This is a genomic window from Fusibacter sp. 3D3 (assembly GCF_001748365.1).
In the GTDB taxonomy this organism is placed as follows: Bacteria; Bacillota; Clostridia; order Peptostreptococcales; family Acidaminobacteraceae; genus Fusibacter_A.
Map to the genome: position 1 here is coordinate 1 of NZ_BDHH01000013.1, position 17018 is coordinate 17018.

Annotated in this window: 19 protein-coding genes; 2 read left to right on the top strand and 17 right to left on the bottom strand. The window is 37.8% G+C overall.

Annotated elements, in window-relative coordinates:
* Positions 1 to 352: ISAs1 family transposase (locus tag F3D3_RS14640; protein ID WP_139132106.1), on the top strand; the 352-nt coding region annotated here is incomplete at its 5' end.
* A 263-nt stretch (positions 353 to 615) separates the two neighbouring features.
* Positions 616 to 1935, top strand: coding sequence for a branched-chain amino acid transport system II carrier protein (gene brnQ, locus F3D3_RS14645; protein WP_069875089.1), 1320 nt, complete (start codon positions 616 to 618; stop codon positions 1933 to 1935).
* A gap of 84 nt (positions 1936 to 2019) precedes the next feature.
* Here the strand turns inward: brnQ and F3D3_RS14650 are convergent, their stop codons facing one another.
* From F3D3_RS14650 to F3D3_RS25215, 17 genes are all read right to left on the bottom strand, one after another.
* Positions 2020 to 2538, bottom strand: coding sequence for a hypothetical protein (locus tag F3D3_RS14650; RefSeq protein ID WP_069875090.1), 519 nt, complete (start codon positions 2536 to 2538; stop codon positions 2020 to 2022).
* A 194-nt stretch (positions 2539 to 2732) separates the two neighbouring features.
* Positions 2733 to 2894, bottom strand: coding sequence for a hypothetical protein (locus tag F3D3_RS24195; protein ID WP_175438389.1), 162 nt, complete (start codon positions 2892 to 2894; stop codon positions 2733 to 2735).
* A 175-nt stretch (positions 2895 to 3069) separates the two neighbouring features.
* On the bottom strand, positions 3070 to 4161 hold the full coding sequence (locus F3D3_RS14655; protein ID WP_069875092.1) for an RNA-guided endonuclease TnpB family protein: 1092 nt from the start codon (positions 4159 to 4161) through the stop codon (positions 3070 to 3072).
* Positions 4158 to 4559, bottom strand: a complete 402-nt coding sequence (tnpA, locus tag F3D3_RS14660) for an IS200/IS605 family transposase (RefSeq protein WP_069870028.1) — start codon at positions 4557 to 4559, stop codon at positions 4158 to 4160. The genes F3D3_RS14655 and tnpA overlap by 4 nt, the downstream gene beginning before the upstream one ends.
* A 310-nt stretch (positions 4560 to 4869) precedes the next feature.
* A complete protein-coding gene (locus F3D3_RS24200; RefSeq protein WP_175438390.1) occupies positions 4870 to 5046 on the bottom strand; it encodes a hypothetical protein in 177 nt (58 codons plus the stop codon).
* A gap of 53 nt (positions 5047 to 5099) precedes the next feature.
* Positions 5100 to 5276, bottom strand: coding sequence for a hypothetical protein (locus F3D3_RS14665; protein ID WP_207645386.1), 177 nt, complete (start codon positions 5274 to 5276; stop codon positions 5100 to 5102).
* Between the two features lie 160 nt (positions 5277 to 5436).
* Entirely contained in the window at positions 5437 to 5631 is a 195-nt protein-coding gene (locus F3D3_RS14670) for a hypothetical protein (RefSeq protein WP_069875095.1), read from the bottom strand.
* Positions 5632 to 5980: 349 nt separating this feature from the next.
* Positions 5981 to 7723: an IS1634 family transposase gene (locus tag F3D3_RS14675; RefSeq protein WP_069875096.1), complete on the bottom strand. Its 1743-nt coding sequence runs from the start codon at positions 7721 to 7723 to the stop codon at positions 5981 to 5983.
* 495 nt (positions 7724 to 8218) lie between these two features.
* Positions 8219 to 9916: a diguanylate cyclase gene (locus F3D3_RS14680; RefSeq protein WP_069875098.1), complete on the bottom strand. Its 1698-nt coding sequence runs from the start codon at positions 9914 to 9916 to the stop codon at positions 8219 to 8221.
* A complete protein-coding gene (locus tag F3D3_RS14685; RefSeq protein WP_069875100.1) occupies positions 9913 to 10416 on the bottom strand; it encodes a GNAT family N-acetyltransferase in 504 nt (167 codons plus the stop codon). The genes F3D3_RS14680 and F3D3_RS14685 overlap by 4 nt, the downstream gene beginning before the upstream one ends.
* Positions 10417 to 10611: 195 nt before the next feature.
* Positions 10612 to 10833: a hypothetical protein gene (locus F3D3_RS14690; RefSeq protein ID WP_069875101.1), complete on the bottom strand. Its 222-nt coding sequence runs from the start codon at positions 10831 to 10833 to the stop codon at positions 10612 to 10614.
* A gap of 29 nt (positions 10834 to 10862) precedes the next feature.
* Positions 10863 to 11456, bottom strand: a complete 594-nt coding sequence (locus F3D3_RS14695; RefSeq protein WP_069875103.1) for a zinc dependent phospholipase C family protein — start codon at positions 11454 to 11456, stop codon at positions 10863 to 10865.
* Between the two features lie 246 nt (positions 11457 to 11702).
* Entirely contained in the window at positions 11703 to 13112 is a 1410-nt protein-coding gene (locus tag F3D3_RS14700) for a 6-phospho-beta-glucosidase (protein WP_069875104.1), read from the bottom strand.
* A 65-nt stretch (positions 13113 to 13177) separates the two neighbouring features.
* Positions 13178 to 15037, bottom strand: a complete 1860-nt coding sequence (locus F3D3_RS14705; protein WP_069875106.1) for a beta-glucoside-specific PTS transporter subunit IIABC — start codon at positions 15035 to 15037, stop codon at positions 13178 to 13180.
* Between the two features lie 172 nt (positions 15038 to 15209).
* Positions 15210 to 16028, bottom strand: a complete 819-nt coding sequence (licT, locus tag F3D3_RS14710; RefSeq protein ID WP_242877145.1) for a BglG family transcription antiterminator LicT — start codon at positions 16026 to 16028, stop codon at positions 15210 to 15212.
* Between the two features lie 383 nt (positions 16029 to 16411).
* Positions 16412 to 16786 carry an enolase C-terminal domain-like protein gene (locus F3D3_RS14715; protein ID WP_069875109.1) on the bottom strand — a complete coding sequence of 125 codons (375 nt, stop codon included), beginning with the start codon at positions 16784 to 16786 and terminating at the stop codon, positions 16412 to 16414.
* Between the two features lies 1 nt (position 16787).
* Positions 16788 to 16931 carry a hypothetical protein gene (locus tag F3D3_RS25215; RefSeq protein ID WP_084389084.1) on the bottom strand — a complete coding sequence of 48 codons (144 nt, stop codon included), beginning with the start codon at positions 16929 to 16931 and terminating at the stop codon, positions 16788 to 16790.
* Positions 16932 to 17018: the final 87 nt, after the last annotated feature.

Consider the following 17018-nt stretch of genomic DNA (forward strand, 5'->3'; position numbering starts at 1 on the left):
AGGTATGGTAAGGCGCACAGTGACCACAAAAGGAAAAGAAAGCGTAGAAGTGAGCTATTTCATATCCAGTTTAAAAACACCAGAAGAAGGACCATGTGAAGTGTTTGCAAAGGCCGTGAGATCACATTGGGGTGTAGAAAGTTGTCATTGGATACTTGATGTTGTTTTTAGAGAAGATCATAGCCGAGTAAGAATGAATAACGGTGCTGCAAATCAATCCATGTTGAAGAAGATAGCCATGAATATTTTAAAACAAGAGACCATCACGAAAAAGAAGACCAGTTTAAAGTTGAAGCGTTATAAAGCATCAATAGATGAGTCTTTTCTAACGAAAGTAGTATCTGAGCTGTAGAAAAAAGGCTGAGTTATACCATTCGTAGGGTAAGTCGGCTGTAGTGATACAAACGGTTTATTAGTTGTGCCCTCAAAACTGTAAAAAGGATTGAGCTCTGCATTAAAACATAAGTCATGCCACATAATCCAATAGCGCAATGCTATTTTTTTAAGACTTTGAATAAAAGCCTTGATTATGGTAGATTTTCATGCGATAGCCGTGTACATTATGCCCGTTAACATTGCACTAAGCGTAAACGATTCTGAATAAGGAGGCAATTTATGAAACGAGAAATAGAAGATTCTATTGTAGTAGGTGCAGCACTTTTTGCAATGTTTTTTGGTGCAGGTAATTTAATTTTTCCCCCTGCAATTGGTTTATTCAGTGGTGATCAGTGGTTATTCAGTTTAATCGGTTTTTTTATAACCGGTATTTGCCTACCTGTCCTCGGGGTACTTTCGGTTTCCCTATCCGGGGGCACCATCAGTGACTTGGCCTCAAAAGTCGGTCCAAAATTTTCACTGATATTCAGCACAATCCTCATATTGGCAATTGGACCCTTGTTGGCTATTCCAAGAACGGGGGCAACTGTCTACGAGATCGGCGTGGCACCACTTGGAAACTTTAATCCACTTTTGGTATCTATAATTTATTTTTCAATTACACTCTTCTTTGTGATCAAACCCTCTGGTATCATAGACAAGATCGGCAAAATCTTAACGCCAATATTATTGCTTGTCATTGGCGCTATTATTGGAACAGGCCTTTTCCACCCGATTGGTAATCCTGTAACTACTAAACTTGAAAACGCTTTTTCTTTTGGATTCTTACAAGGCTACCAAACAATGGACGCCCTTGGTTCAATCGTAATGGGAGGCATTATATTAGCCGCATTAGTTGAAAAAGGTTATAAAAATCGTAAAAAGCAAATTAAAATGACCACTATTGCGGGCCTTCTGTCTGGAACATTGCTCACTTTAATCTATGGAGGCCTCATGTTTTTAGGCGCCTCCATCAGTCCAATGGTTGCGCCAGATATCAGTAAAACCGCACTCATTTTAGAAATCACACAATTCGTATTAGGTCCAAACGGTCTTTTGGTCATTTCAATTGCAGTTTCAGCAGCTTGCTTAACAACTTCTATTGGATTAACCGCTATTGTGGGGAATTTTTTTGAAAAGGTTTCGGACGGCAAATTACCGTATAAACTCACCGTCATTTTCGTTTGTGCCTTCAGTGCAGTAATGAGTGTTGTCGGTGTTGAGACGATCGTTGAAATTGCAGTGCCATTATTAGTACTCATCTACCCAATCGCCATGGTATTAATACTATTTAACCTATTCGATCGCTATTTGCCACATGTTGCAGCCTATAAAGGTGCTGTTTTAGGCGCAGGTTTAATTGGTTTTGTAGACGCAGCGAAAGCACTCAATTGGGATGCGCTCAATGTTATTTTCGAACCTATATACACACTTGTGAGCCACTTCCCACTTGCTGATTATGGATTTGCATGGACTCTTCCTGCATTAGCATTTTCACTCATTTTCGGATTACAGGGCCTCTATGCAAGTCAGCTTAAGCTCCCTTCAGAAACCATATGAGTATTGTACACTACATTTACAACTGTCATAATCATAAAAATCGCATTTAAGGGGGGCTATAAGAGCCCCCTTTTTTTTCGATAATCACTTTATCTTCTGATTTTGCCAAAGTTGATTCAGTTTAGTCGCAAGCCATGATGTTGCCATAGGTGCTAAATCTTTGGTATCTAGCTCAATTAGATGTTCTGTACATTTTATTTCTAAAATTTCAATAAGCACATTGATATCATACCTTGATACTTTGTGTTCATAAATTCGATCATATGAATAAAGGTAGATCGTTATCGATCTCAGCCTAGAATCACCATAACTCTCAAGTCCAATTTTCTGAATGTCCTCATATTTTATGCTGAAATCCTTACCTAAAGCTTTTTTGAATATCAGTTGCTGTCGATTGATGACTATATTATATATATTCAACTGCTTTAACACGATCAAAGTAACTACGCTCAAAGAGATCGCCATAAATAGTCCAGAATAAATATGCCCCCTTACGATAAACAATATGCAATATACCGCATAATAGAAATAGACTTCAATTGCAAAATTAATGGTCCGCCTATAGGGTGTCAATATGTATTGAACTTCGGTTTTGGTTTCCATTGCTTAACATCCTCTCTTTTTCTTGCTTTTTATTTTTATATAACCCTTGAGGAGATGTCCCCCACTTCTCTAAGTGGGGGTTCATATTCCTAATTCAGTGGGAGTCCAAACGCCCACTGAATGCAATCCGATAGGATTGTGCAAGTGTTACGAAGGTAGCGAAGCGGACTGAGTAGACACTTTGATACCCTTATTTAGATAATTTCACACTCAATATCACTCAACCTTACAGGTCCTTTTTTCTTAAGTACATATTTAATCAGCGGATATGTAAAAATCCCTGCAAAAAAACCGCCAATAGCCATTCCCATAGGCATATATATGAGGGCCAACACATGATGGCCAACTTGTTCCATTGCCTCATTTGCAGTTGAGGATCTCATCACATAATGGATGAGATCAAAGAATAGAGCTACAAGTACAGTGACATACTCCCACCACTTGAAGAAGTGGGGGCTTCTTGTTCGAGTAGCCTAACGGCTACAGCATAAGCAAGCTATCCCCGTGTGCCCCACGGTTCTATGAGTTCGTTTACCCTAATAATAAGCGTATACCTTCCGTTTTGATATTTATACTTGCATTGTAATCCCTATCCATTGTCATGCCACAATCTTCGCAATGATATGTCCGCTCTGAAAGCAATAATGTTTTCTTGACTATCCCGCAAGCACTACACTTTTTAGAACTTGGAAACCATTTGTCAATTTTGACGAGGTGTTTTCCTTGTTCCATCAACTTGTAATTAAGCATAGACACGAACATCCCAAACCCATTATCCATAACACTTTTACCAAAATTCAACGCTTGTGACATCACCTTCATGTCCAAATCTTCAATACACACTGCATCAACAGCATCGGCGATCTGCTTTGACTGCTTGTGTAAAAAGTCTTTTCGTTGGTTCKTCACTTTCTCATGAATTTTCGCTACTTTTATTCTTTGTTTGTTTCGATTTTTACTGCCCTTTTGGCACAACGATAGCTTTTTTTGTTCGCGTTTGAGTTGTTCAAGAGACTGTCTGTAATACCTAGGATACTCTGCTGATATGCCATCGGAAGATAGAAAAAGTGCTTTCATGGAAAAATCTAACCCTAAGAATGTTTTAGGCTGAACTGTTTCTATAGTCACTTCATATTCATATAAGATACTTGCAAAATACTTCCCAGTTGCAGTTTGACTTACCGTTACAGCTTTAAGTTTGTATTCTTTAGGAATAGCTCGGTGCTGTTTGATTTTCACAGCTTTAAGCTTTGGTAAAACAATACAACCATTTTCTAACTTGATATTTCCATTTACAAAATTAGTTGTATAACTTTTGTTATTATTTCGTTTTGACTTGAATTTAGGAAATCCTGTTTTAGGCTTTCTAAAAAAGTTGTTATAGGCTGTTTGCAAATTCATTTGCGCATTAGCAAGTGCTAGACTGTCGACTTCTCTTAGCCATTCAAATTCTGCTTTATATTGTGCGGGKGTATTTTTCAGTTTTTGATTTGTYYTCTTGTAATATTCTATTTTATCGCCTAGCATTTTATTGTAGATAAAACGCACACAACCAAAAGTCTTACCTATGAGCACTTCTTGTTCTGAATTTGGATATATTCTAAATTTGAACGCTTTATTCAATGCTTTTCACCTTGACTTTCTATATATTTCTTGATGACTTCAATAGGSGCGCCACCAGTTGTAAGTAAACAGTAACTTCTTGACCAAAAATATGCTTTCCATAGTTTTTTACGAATTGACTGAAATTCATTTTTGAGTAGCCTTGAGCTCGCACTTTTATAAGCATTAATAAACTTTGATAATTCACTATTTGGGTGTGCCTTGAACAGTATATGAATATGGTCACTKTCGTGATTCCACTCTARCAATGTTATATTGTAATTTTTTGCGATATATTCGAATATTTCTTTAGCTCTTTCAGATACTGCATCGTCAAGGACCATTCGTCTATATTTGATTACTAGCACAAGATGATAATACATCAAGAATACCGAATGATTATTATTATCCATTTTCATTTATTTACAACCTCCTTTGTATACTACTACTGATTATATTATAGCATTTTCTACAGCATATTTCAAAGGCAAAAACCACCGATTCATCTCCCACCTACGCTCTCACTCCGTGAGCAAGGAAGGCTAAGAGGAAGGAGACTTCTCAGCTTTTAGGTTAAAAGTCCTTTCTTAACGCGCTTTAAAACCTACAATAATTACAGTTTGTAGATTATAGCGATTCCTTTACATAATTCACACAATATAGCCTTTTTTACAACTGATCATCACAATTAAGGCATTTAGGAAGTGAAAAACTAAAATAAGACTATGCTCATTGTTTTTTCTTATATTGTGATAAGTTGACAAGTAGTAATGTAATATTGGCAAATAAAATGACGAGTCCAGTTGTAATCGGCTGTGGCGTAAGCACTTGAAATACGACAATCGCTACCGATAGTAAAATGCCCAAACACGATATATAAATTGCAGTCTTGTTCTTAGTTTTCATTATGATGATCTCCTCGTGTATAAAATTTACATCTGGTTTAAATTTTTTCTCTTTTACTTAAATCTATTTACATAGCCTTCTTTGAAATCATTATATAATCCACCATAAACCGAAAATTTCTTTGGATAGTACAAAAATTCACTTTCTAAATCACATATCATTGGCACCTCAGAAGCAGTATAGTGAATTGTCTTGTTCTCACAAACAAATTCGATTGCTCGTGCGTCCACGTCCCTACTTGCTAGTACGGCAAAAGACATTATCCCACATTGAAGTCCTCGGGGTAATCCCAGACGATTCTTTTTAGAATTCGCCTATATGCTTTAAATCGCGATTGCTAAACTTGGATAAAATTTTGTTTGTATATATTTCGTACTCCATTTTAGATCTCTATCTTTTTTTAGTATGCTTTCCAGAGTTTCCCTTTACAAGATCAACAGGAAATCGAGACTTGTTGCGTTCAACTTTATCAAGCATAATTTTCTCAATATCAGCGATTTCATCCTTTAAAGCCTCTTCATCGTAACGATCACCCCATTGAAAATGCTCTAGCCATTCATATAACCCTTGGGAGATGTCCCCCACTTCTCAAAGTGGGGGTTCATATTCCTAATTCAGTGGGAGTCCAAACGCCCACTGAATGCAATCCGATAGGATTGTGCAAGTGTTACGAAGGTAGCGAAGCGGACTGAGTATACGCTTTGATCCTCTGTTATCTGTCTTTACATTATACTATACTTTTTCATAGTTAAATCAATATAAAGTCACTTACAACTTTTTTTAGCGTTTAAAAGAGGCAAATAAGCCTTTGTCTTATCCCATAACTTGTGATATAATCCTGTCTTTGACAGTTGCTGAATATAAAAAGCCTGTAGCTCCTTGATAATAAAGGAGTTACAGGCTTTGCTGTTGTTGTAAAAAGTGAGTAATGTTTTTACTTTTTTGTATCTTTAAAAATTTTTTTTATTTTACTTGTTGTAACAATTTGATAGTCAGTTTGAAAGCCAAATGCTTCATGTAAAGCATCGGTAAAATCAGTTCTTGTATATAAAGGCTCATACCCTTCGCCCTTAATTTCCTTGAAATTCATGTCTCTTAACTCACTAATGATTTCAGGGCAGGTAAATTCGTCATTAAGTCGCTTTTCAAGTAGCCTATAAATAATTAGCGATATAAAGCAAGTTGTGAAATGTGCTTCAATCCTGTCGTCATTGCTTAAGTACACAGGTCTTGCTTTGAATTCGCTTTTCATAATCCTAAAACATTCTTCAATTTCCCATCTCCTGTGATTTACCTTAATGATTTCAGACACATCATCCTCAAGGTTTGTACAAACGCCATAAAAACCATCAAAGGCTTCTTCTTTCTGGATGATAGTAGAATCAATGCTGAAAATCTCTTTTTCTGCAACTTCTCCATCTGGAGTAACGCTTGTTTTGTGAATAAATCTTTTGTAATCGTTAGCGTTGCATTTCTTGAGTTTTGTTGGGTTTGTATCTATAACCTTTTGGGCACGTTCTATTTGAGAGTTGCGGATTTTACGCTGATAATCCCTATATTTGATAGAATAAGTTACAATCAATCTTTGCTCAAAATCCTTTTCTTTGATCCAGCGTTCCTTGAAAAAGACTTTTGCTCGCATTTTTGCTTTATCTTCAGAAGTAGCTTTTTCCATCATTTCATCAAGTTTAGAAATGTCATAGTCTTTTTCGCTTCCGGTGAGTTTCCAGCCATCAGGAGCAAGAGCCCATTTTTTAAGGTGTTCTTTCAATTTTTTAATAGATTGAGTGGTGATAAAAGCCCGACCATCTTTGTCGTTAAACTTTCGATTATCTTCAGAAGCCAGACCCGCATCAGTGCAGACAATAAATTTAGAAAGCTCAAAGTCAGAAATTATTTTCTTTTCTAAAGGCTTTAAAGTCAACTGCTCATTCATATTCCCCCTGGTAATGCTAAAAGCTAGAGGAATGCCGTCTCCATCCATAAACAAACCCATTTGAACAATTGGATTGGGCTTGTGATCTTTACCATGGCCATATTGTTTATTGCCATCTTCCTGTTCAATTTCAAAAAAGTAGTTGGTACAATCATAGTAAAGTACACCAGTATTTCTTTTTGAAACCTTTAGACTGTTTTCATACAAAGACGACTGGATAAAATCTGTTTCTTTAGCGAGAACTTCAAGAGCTCTGTATATTTGATGCAACTCAAAATTAGGTTGCTCAATAAACTTTTTTGAAAGCTCGTAGGTTGCAAGTTTAGAAGAAGGAAATAGAACTCTGCCGTAAATTAACCGAGAAAGGATTGAGTTTAAATCAAAATCAAATTTGTATTTATGAGATATTTCCTTGCAAATCTTATGTAGCCCAAGTTCGTGATATATTTTTTGCAGGAATAGATATCCTCCGTTAAAAGAACGCTGCTCACCTTTAATAATACGTTTTGAGGGAGAGTATTTAACGAGCACTTCTCGTTTCTCTTCTTTTTCTTTCTGGTTTAATTCTTCAATATATTCTTTAGCCCATTCATATGGATCTTGGCCTTTAAGCTTTTCACGAAGAGTCTTTTCAGTTCCTAGCTTTTCCACTATCTTAGTAGAATGAACACCATCAATCCAAGTCGATTTAATAACATACAGGGACGCGGAATTCTTTGAGCGTGATATTTTAAGTCTCATAAAAAACACCTCCTATCTCTTATATTATAGCACAGTACTCAAAGGTACTCAATATTAAAATATGAAATTTGACAAAAAAATAAGCCTATTTCGAGGCTTTCAAAGATTTTTTTGCTATGCAAGTGTCAAAGACCCGCGTTTAAAAGAGGCAAATAAGCCTTTGTCTTATCCCATAACTTGTGATATAATGAATTGTAAAATAAACGCTTGCCCAAGCGAGGCTAGTATCTCTTAGGAGATACTAGCCGTTTTTATTTTAATGCTGATACCTACTTTAGACAAAATATCTCTTTTTCTTACAAAAAGTGTCGAACACCTTGCCACACAAGACATTCGACATTATTTTATCAAAAAACTTTAACTTAATCACCTCAAATTATTTTTTTCTTGTCGATCTTCAATATAACCCTTGGGAGGATTGTGCAAGTGTTACGAAGGTAGCGAAGCGGACTGAGTATACGCTTTGATACAACCGTTTCCCATCGTGTTTTTCTCTCACAACACCGTATACCGATTACGCCCACCACGTTTAGACAGATACATCGCCTGATCACTTTTAGCGATCCATTCCTTAGACAAATAGCCTTTTACATAAGGGCTTATACCAATACTTACACCCACCGTAAGATCAAGCTCTCCCACGATAATTGCTTCACTGACGATATCAATCAGTTTAAGTGCCAAAGCTCTAATCTCTTCACTGCTTTTATGCTGAGCCAAGATTAAGAACTCATCGCCCCCAAATCGAGCAATTACGTCATTATGATCCAATGCCGTACGCAACCCTTCACTGATTACCACCAGCACTCTATCCCCCACATGATGTCCATAAGTATCGTTTATGGGTTTAAAGCCATCCAGATCCAAAAACAGCAAATAAGCGTTTTCCTCTTGAACCGATTTTGTAAAACGCTCAATAAAAGATAAAATGTATGGCCTGTTATAAAGGCCTGTCAATTCATCTAGCTCGATACGACGTTCAAGCACTTGATTGCGCCTATCAGTAGTGGCAAACCCTTCAATTATAATCAATGAAAAACACCATACCACCACAAGGCCTGCAAAAGGAAGATAACTATATTCGTTGGGATATCCAAACTCCTTAATTAAAGCAATCGCAATTGCTGCGCAAGCCGTTAACATTAAATAAGACCCTTTGGCACCCTCACGAATCGCCTTAATCAGCATCAAGCTTATAATGACGATACAAATCACACTCAGATACTTGTATGGCGAAAAAACCAAAGTATACAAACGATTATCTAATAACATCGGAATTGCCCCTAAAGTAATACTGATCACCACAAGACCCTTTTCGAAAAAATTAAGCTTTTGAGAAGGGAAAAGTCTTAGAATAAAAAGGCAAAACAAAGGCAGCAACAAATACCCTGAAGCATACTCCAACCGAACTAAGAGATTCCACGAGATGGCATTTGCAAGTTGATGAATAAGACGATCCACAATCAGAAAGTCATAAACACTCATACTGATACAGACAAGGGCAAAGTACAAAATTTCGATCCGCTTACGATGTGTCACAAAAACACCTAAAAAGAAAACCCCCATTGCAAAAAGACTTGAAACGACAAAGGCCGATACAAATTGATGCCTTTGCATATTTTGGACAATCTCATCATATCGACCAATCTTAATAGGGTTCCAAAATCCCCCTCTGTAATAGTGTTCATTTGATATCTCCATGGCAATTTCTGCCCGACCTGATCCATCTGAGACAAACGCCCCCATCACAGGGCGCCATTCAGGAATCTTTTGATCCACATCCCCATTTTTGGCGACTTGCACCCCATTGATATATAGATTATAGGCAGTTACCTCATCATAGATAAAAAAGCCATAGATCGCATTTGGGTCTAAACCTGTGAGCTTTCCAGTATAAACGCCAACGCCATAGGGTGAAAAATCAAGGTCTGCATCAGCTTCCCAACTATGCGGTACTTGCTTGAGCATCCCGCGTTGATCTTTTAGATTCACACCATATCTCGTATTTGGATAAAAACGCCACAAACCCGTCAAATTAATTCGTTCGCCTTCCCACTCTGAAAGATCTAAAGTTTCATCAACTAAGGGCATGCGCTCCACCAAGCTATAAACATGTGAATCCATCCAAAAATAAGACCCCAATACGATTAATCCTAAAATAATGATATAGAAAAACATACCTTTTATTTTCATCTGATTAACTCATACCTCTTCTCAACTAAAACTCTCCCCCACATCTCTTGTGAAGTTTCCTCAGTCACTTCAAAGCCTGCCTTTTCATACATTGAAGAAGCTTGCTCTTGATCAGACGTCGTCAAAAGCCATATCTTTTTATAGTCCATTTCTTCACAAAATTGCATCGCTCTTTTAAAAAGTTTATGTCCTAAGCCAATACCCCTATACTCTGGTTCTATTAAAAACCATCTGAGCTGAGCTTCCGTATCACTATAGCCCAATATGGCAACATTCCCAATGATAACACCCTCTTTTTCCGCAATAAAGAATCGGTCTCTCTCCTTTGAATGTCTCAGTGTAAAATCATAAAAAGTTTTGCAAACATAACCCTCAAACTCTAAATCGTAATCACATTCTTCTTTATAAATTTTTGCATGTAGATAGGCTAAACAACCTAAATCTCCCGATTCCAAATTTTCTCGTATGGTTATAGTATCTGTCAAATTAATCGAATTCATGCGCCCGCCTCCTTTATAGCAAATGGTTAATCCTTGTTTTAACTATTCTACTACAATGAAAGTCGCATAACAACTTTTATGACTTCTATTCCCTACAAATATGTATATAACAAATTAAGAGCTCACTTCGTGATCTCGTACCAACTTTCGCTGACACATTTCGGCTCAAGTTTATTTGCGATAAAAAAAGCGTTGTCACCTTTGTGAACATACGCTCTCGCATTTTTTTCCCATTAATGGTTCTCCATAACTTCTACCAGAATCAATTTCCTCTAAACATTCAGAGAGATAATCTTCTAAAAAAAGGCCTTTTGTCGGCTTTGAATCTGATTTAACCATATATATTTCGAGATAATCCTCTAAAAATTGCATTTCCTTCTGCCACTGTAGTACACTCTTTCCGTCTGTTTTCTTCATCGTTTTTTCACCTCACTTCTAATTTTTTTCTATATATAATCATTCCATAGGGTCTCCCAAGGATAGACTTCAATAGCGCCTCTATAAACCATAGCATCTGTAATCACTTTACAGGCATAGATTGAAGTTTGAATTGCATAGATCAAATCGTTTTCATAAGTTTTAGGATTCTCAACATAGTTTTTTCTAGCCATCATCAATTGCTGTTTTATACCACCTATCTGATGCGTCGCAAATCCACTTTCATCAACTTTAAAGAGTTGAAATCTTAACATTTTCTTTAAGACAAAGTGAAGCTTGATTTCATAAATCCCATGCTTTCTATACTGAATGAATTTTGAAAGCTCCGAGTGATAGAGGCAAAAGAAATCACAGATGTAATGGCAGAGAAAGCCAAGCTTTACGGAGTATGTCTTCACACTGAAATCGCCTGCTACCAATTCTTCTGAAAGTGCCATAATGCGCTCAAAATCGTTGTCAAACATATGTGGCGTCTTATTAAACCGAGGGTCCACATCTGGCATGATATTTCCATAGACGAACGCGACTCTATTGAGTTCATAAAGTGCGCTGACCTCCTTGAAAATTAAATCCGCCATTGTGATGTGCGTTACAAAATTCATACATTGCCCCCCATAGACCGTTGATCCTAAGACCAATATAGCAAAGCAATATAAAATCTAATTATAGTTTATGTAAATTTGTGATGAAATATTTGTTGTGCCACTTTTTATCATAGCTCACAATGGTTTACACGCCTCATAACACAAAACAGAGAGCCCTCACGGAATCTCTCTGTTTCTACATTAAAAAATAATACGATTCATAAATGACCCAAGTTTAATGCGCTCAGGCCAAGTCGTCACGCTTTAAAGCTTCTCACCATTAGTAGCAATGACGTCTTTATACCAGTGGAACGATTTCTTTTTATAGCGCTTTAGACTGCCTGTGCCATCATCATTTCGATCTACATAAATATAACCGTATCTCTTTTTAAGCTGTGCTGTGGATGCACTGACGATGTCTATACAGCCCCATGACGTATAACCCATAACTTCAACACCATCCTGAATGGCTTTTTTAACTTCATTGAGATGCGCCCTTAGATACTCAATCCTATAGTCATCCACAACCGTTTGAGTGCCATCGTCTGTGGTGACGAGTTCATCCACTGCACCCAGTCCATTTTCCACGATAAACAATGGGAGTTGATAGCGATCATAGAGCTTATTCAGTGTATACCTAAGCCCCTGAGGGTCTATTTGCCACCCCCATTCAGAGGCTTTCACATACGGATTTTTATACCCTTTGATCAGGTTCCCACCAGTGGACTCACTCAATTCTGGATGTGTGGTTGCACAACTGCTTGAGTAATAGCTGAATGAGATAAAATCAACGGTATGTTTTAAGAGGTCTAAATCCTCTTGAGTGATATCAAGCTTAATATCATTTGCCTCAAAGTAATTTAAAATATACTTTGGATAATGCCCTCTCACGTGTATATCTGCAAAGAGATAGGTTTCACGATCACGCAGCATTTTGAGGATGATATCATTTGGATCTGGTGTCAAGGGATAAAGTGTCACCCCAAGTACCATACAGCCGATCTGAGCTTTTGGCATCAGCTCATGTCCAATCTTCGTGGCAAGGGCACTCGCCACCAGTTCGTAATGTGCCGCCTGATAAAAATCTTTCTCGATCAATTCAGATTTAGGCGTATTAATCCCAGCACTCATAAAGGGGGCATGAAACAAAGAATTGATCTCGTTGAAAGTCAACCAGTACTTCACTTTATCTTTATAACGACTAAAAATTGCCCTACAGTAATTCTCATAAAAGCCAATCAATTTACGATTCCTAAACCCGTCGTATTGCTCTGATAAATACAGTGGCATCTCATAGTGAGATACAGTCACAAGTGGCTCTATGCCATATTTTAAGCATTCATCAAATAAATCATCATAAAATTGAAGGCCCTTTTCGTTTGGAAGGGCTTCATCGCCCTTTGGAAATATTCTCGACCATGCGATGGAAGTTCTAAAAACTTTGAAACCCATTTCCGCAAATAATTTGACATCTTCTTTATACTGATGGTAAAAATCAATGCCTTTGAGTTTTAAATTGTCTTCGGTGGGCACCTTGGTCCGATCCTTTACAAGACCTCCTGGGAGAACATCTTGTACTGAAAGGCCTTTGCCATCTTCTTGGTAAGCACCTTCACATTGATTCGCCGCCACGGCTCCGCCCCATAAAAAATCTTTTGGAAATCCTATTGCCATTTATTTCTCCTTACTGAGTGAATCTGTACGCTAGGTTAATGTCTATACTAAGTTGCTTTGTATGCTCAGTTAATCTCTATAAAAGTATCTAATGTTTTTACGACTTTATCGACCGATTTGATACCAACGTAGCTGTCATGATTCGTAATCACCACGGGTGTGATCACATCAAAACCTTCACTTTTAATGCCTTCGATGTCAAAAGTTGCGATTAAGTCTCCTTTTTTAACTGTATCTCCAGTGTTTTTAAACACTTCGAAGTACTTGCCCTCTAGTTTAACCGTATCAATCCCAACGTGAATTAGAATTTCTGCGCCTGAATCCGCTTGAATTGCAATGGCGTGTTTGGTGTTGAAAATCGTCACGATTTTACCATCTACTGGGGCAACGACTTTGCCTTCTGAAGGGATAATCGCCGCGCCTTTACCGACGATTTCATCTGAAAAAGTAGAATCGTTGACTTCGGAAAGTGCCACCACTTTACCTGCAATGGGTGCTAAAACAGATTGAGGTGCATGCGCTTTAAGTTCAGAGGCATCTGTATCATTTAAACTTTCTAAATCATCTTCAATCGGATCTTTGTAGATCACCATCGTCACGATAAATGCAATGGCTATACTCATTGCCGCGCCGATACAAGCAAAGTAAAAACTGTTCATATTATCGCCACCGATATAACTTGGCAGTGTCAATAGACCCGGTGATCCACCAGAGTAGTTTCTGACTTTAGTGATGCCCATAAAGAGACCGCCGATACCGCCGCCGATCATAGCCGCATACATCGGTGTTTTGTACTTCATGTTAATCCCGTATAATGCGGGTTCTGTGATACCACAAACCGCTGTAATACCTGCTGATGATGCCAATTGCTTAATCTCAGGTTTCTTGCTTTTGATACTGACTGCTAGTGCCGCGCCACCTTGTGCCACGTTTGATCCAAGCATCCCTGGATAAAGCAGTGTATCGTAGCCAATCGTCATTCTGTTGTTGATTGCGATTGGGATGATGCCATAATGTGTGCCCGTCATAACGAGTAGTGGTGAGAATATACCGATGAGCATTGGTGCAAGCCAGCCCACATGTTCATTGATGCCATTCATAACGGATGCCACGTAGCTGCTTAAGATATAACCTAGTGGTCCAATAAGAACTAAACCTGCGATCCCTGTGACTAAAATTGTCAATAAAGGTTTGGTAAAGAATTTAACCGCTTTGGGTGAAATCTTATCCGCAATAGGTTCCACATATGACATGAACCATACGATCAAGATAATCGGTAAAACCGATGATGCATAGCCTGCATTGCTAATTGGCAAGGAGAACAATTTAATGGCTTCACCAGATTCCTTAGAAGCTGCAACCATTGCAATAAAACTTGGATGTAACAAGATGCCCCCGAGCATCATTGCCATATAAGGGTTACATTTAAATTTATGAGCTGCTGAACTGGCGAGCAAAATCGGTAAGAAATAGAACCCTGCATCTGCCATAAAGTTAAGAATTTGATAAGCTTGCGACGTATTGGTGACCACTTTGAAAGTGACAAGGATCGCCAAGATCGCTTTAATCATACCTGCTGCAGTAATGGCTGGCAAAATAGGTGTGAAAATGCCTGTTAAAGTATCGATCAGTCTGTCCAATATTTTTTTGTGTCCTTGATCTGGCCCTTTGGATACCTTGATATCTGCCATTTCCATCAAAGGTTTGTAAACGCTTGCCACATCACTGCCAATGACGATTTGAAACTGACCGCCTTTTTTGACCACGCCCATAATCCCTGGTACATTTTTAAGGGCTTGATCTTTGGCCTTGCTTTCATCTGCTAAGTTGAGTCGGAGTCTCGTCGCACAGTGTATTATTCCTGTGATATTACCTGCTCCCCCTACTTTCTCTAAAATCTCTTTTGCTAAATTTTGGTAATCCATTTTATAGCCTCCTTGATTATATTTAAAACCACAGCCCATAACCTTTAATTTTTTAGTTTATGTCCTTTGGTTTCGTTTCAAAACGACGTCATACACTTTCAAAAAAAATACCTAGAAAACAAGTGGGTCTCCACTTACTTCCTAGGTATAGCCTGCCTTGCCAGTAACAATCCTAATTCATTGCTATTCTTTTTATGTGTACCGTGAGATAAATGAGTTCTGTATCCGTCAAAACCTTAGCATAATTGAGTTTGATATACGCTCTGATCTTAGTGGCGCATTTGTACTCTCTTTCGTATTCTTTTTTAATGGTTTTTATGAGTGCTTCATTATCATCCTCAAGCTCTTTATTGTTGATCACACGTTGTGCGAAAAACTTTAAATGTGTTAAAAAGCGTTCATAGTGAATGGATTCTTCATCGAATTCAATATTGAGTTGATATTTGACGATTTGAAGTATATTTTGTATCATGCCGAGCATATCCGTGGATTCCACCACGTTGCCTACTTTAAGAGATGCCCCCACTAAGTGAAGTGCAATATAGCCCGCCTCATCTTCAGTCAATCTGATTTTCAATCGCGCCTCAATGATATTAAGCGCTTCAAGGCCGACTTTATACTCCTTGTTGTAGTACTTCTTAATTTCCCAAAGCAATGCATTTTTAAAATGAATGCCCTCTTCATATCTTTGGATCGCATAGCTTAAATGATCTGTTAACGATATATAAATACTATCGTTGATTTTACAATCCAGGGCTTCCTTGGCATAACTCACAATCGCATTAGCGGTTTGAATATGTTCATTGGGTATACTGGAGAGCAGTTCAATTAATTGATTGGATGTTTTTTTGTCCTGTATCATATAAATCTTTTCTATAAGTGAAGTTTCAATAACATCCCCTGATTTTTTCTTAAACCCTAGCCCACACCCGATCACCAACACTTCGATGCCATCTTCATTATGCGAGCGTACTAAATTGTTATTAATCACCTTATCAACAACCACAGCCAATTCCCTTCATATTAAAGATACAAATTAAGATACAAATTAAGATACAAAAAAGGCAGTCTTCCCCCAGATGCATAGCATCAAGTGGTATAGCCTGCCTAACAGTAACAATCCAACTCTCTTATAACAAAATATTATCATAATCCCTATGCGATGTCAAACATGCATTTCAATTTTTGTTTTAATTATGATACATCCCTCAATGTGTTTAGACGAGGACGTCTTTTTATCTTAAAAAAACTTTCTTTTCATAGGTGAGCTTCTCCACCATTTCTGGAATGGGCTCAAAGCCAATACCTGGTTTTTCAGGGACAGCAATCATTGAATCTGCGTCTATCACCATTGGTGGATCAATGAGATCCTTTTCATAATATCGCGTAGATACCGCCACACCATACGGGAACTTCTTGCTCCATACACAAATCGTGGATTTTGATAGATTCAGAAATACCTCTACATCGACTTGATTTAATGTTGATGATCTTACAACTGCCAAGTTCAATGGCCTGACGAGCATCTTCAAGACTCTCGATGCTTTCATCAAGGCATACAGGCGTCTGAATGGCCTTCTGTAATACCGAGTGATCAATGATGTCGTTCTCACGAAGTAGCTGTTCAATATAAGCGAGATTGAATTCATCAAAGGCTTTAAACAGTTCTAGATCTTTGAGACTATAAGCTGCCTTGGCATCCACTGTTAACACGATATCGGGAAAAGCCTTTCGCACGCCTTTGACCACTTCAAGGTCTCGAAATGAGTGTTTTTAAAGATTTGTTTTTAAACTTGGTCATAAGGTCCCATAACGCATTTTCCACAGCGGCTATTGCCAGATTATTACCCTTTATAAACCATGTCTTTTCTATAAAACTTTCTGGGCTTTTTATCTATAATTTATTGACTTTACTTTATCATTTTAAGACATGACCAGATATCGTCCAAAAACTGTCTTGAATTTATCTGAATACTCTGAA

What these genes read in the sequence shown, in the direction of transcription:
- brnQ (WP_069875089.1), top strand. Translation starts at nt 616, where the DNA reads ATGAAACGAGAAATAGAAGATTCTATTGTAGTAGGTGCAGCACTTTTT.
- F3D3_RS14650 (WP_069875090.1), bottom strand. Translation starts at nt 2,538, where the DNA reads ATGGAAACCAAAACCGAAGTTCAATACATATTGACACCCTATAGGCGG.
- F3D3_RS24195 (WP_175438389.1), bottom strand. Translation starts at nt 2,894, where the DNA reads ATGGAACAAGTTGGCCATCATGTGTTGGCCCTCATATATATGCCTATG.
- F3D3_RS24200 (WP_175438390.1), bottom strand. Translation starts at nt 5,046, where the DNA reads ATGAAAACTAAGAACAAGACTGCAATTTATATATCGTGTTTGGGCATT.
- F3D3_RS14675 (WP_069875096.1), bottom strand. Translation starts at nt 7,723, where the DNA reads ATGAGACTTAAAATATCACGCTCAAAGAATTCCGCGTCCCTGTATGTT.
- F3D3_RS14680 (WP_069875098.1), bottom strand. Translation starts at nt 9,916, where the DNA reads ATGAAAATAAAAGGTATGTTTTTCTATATCATTATTTTAGGATTAATC.
- F3D3_RS14685 (WP_069875100.1), bottom strand. Translation starts at nt 10,416, where the DNA reads ATGAATTCGATTAATTTGACAGATACTATAACCATACGAGAAAATTTG.
- F3D3_RS14690 (WP_069875101.1), bottom strand. Translation starts at nt 10,833, where the DNA reads ATGAAGAAAACAGACGGAAAGAGTGTACTACAGTGGCAGAAGGAAATG.
- F3D3_RS14695 (WP_069875103.1), bottom strand. Translation starts at nt 11,456, where the DNA reads ATGAATTTTGTAACGCACATCACAATGGCGGATTTAATTTTCAAGGAG.
- F3D3_RS14700 (WP_069875104.1), bottom strand. Translation starts at nt 13,112, where the DNA reads ATGGCAATAGGATTTCCAAAAGATTTTTTATGGGGCGGAGCCGTGGCG.
- F3D3_RS14705 (WP_069875106.1), bottom strand. Translation starts at nt 15,037, where the DNA reads ATGGATTACCAAAATTTAGCAAAAGAGATTTTAGAGAAAGTAGGGGGA.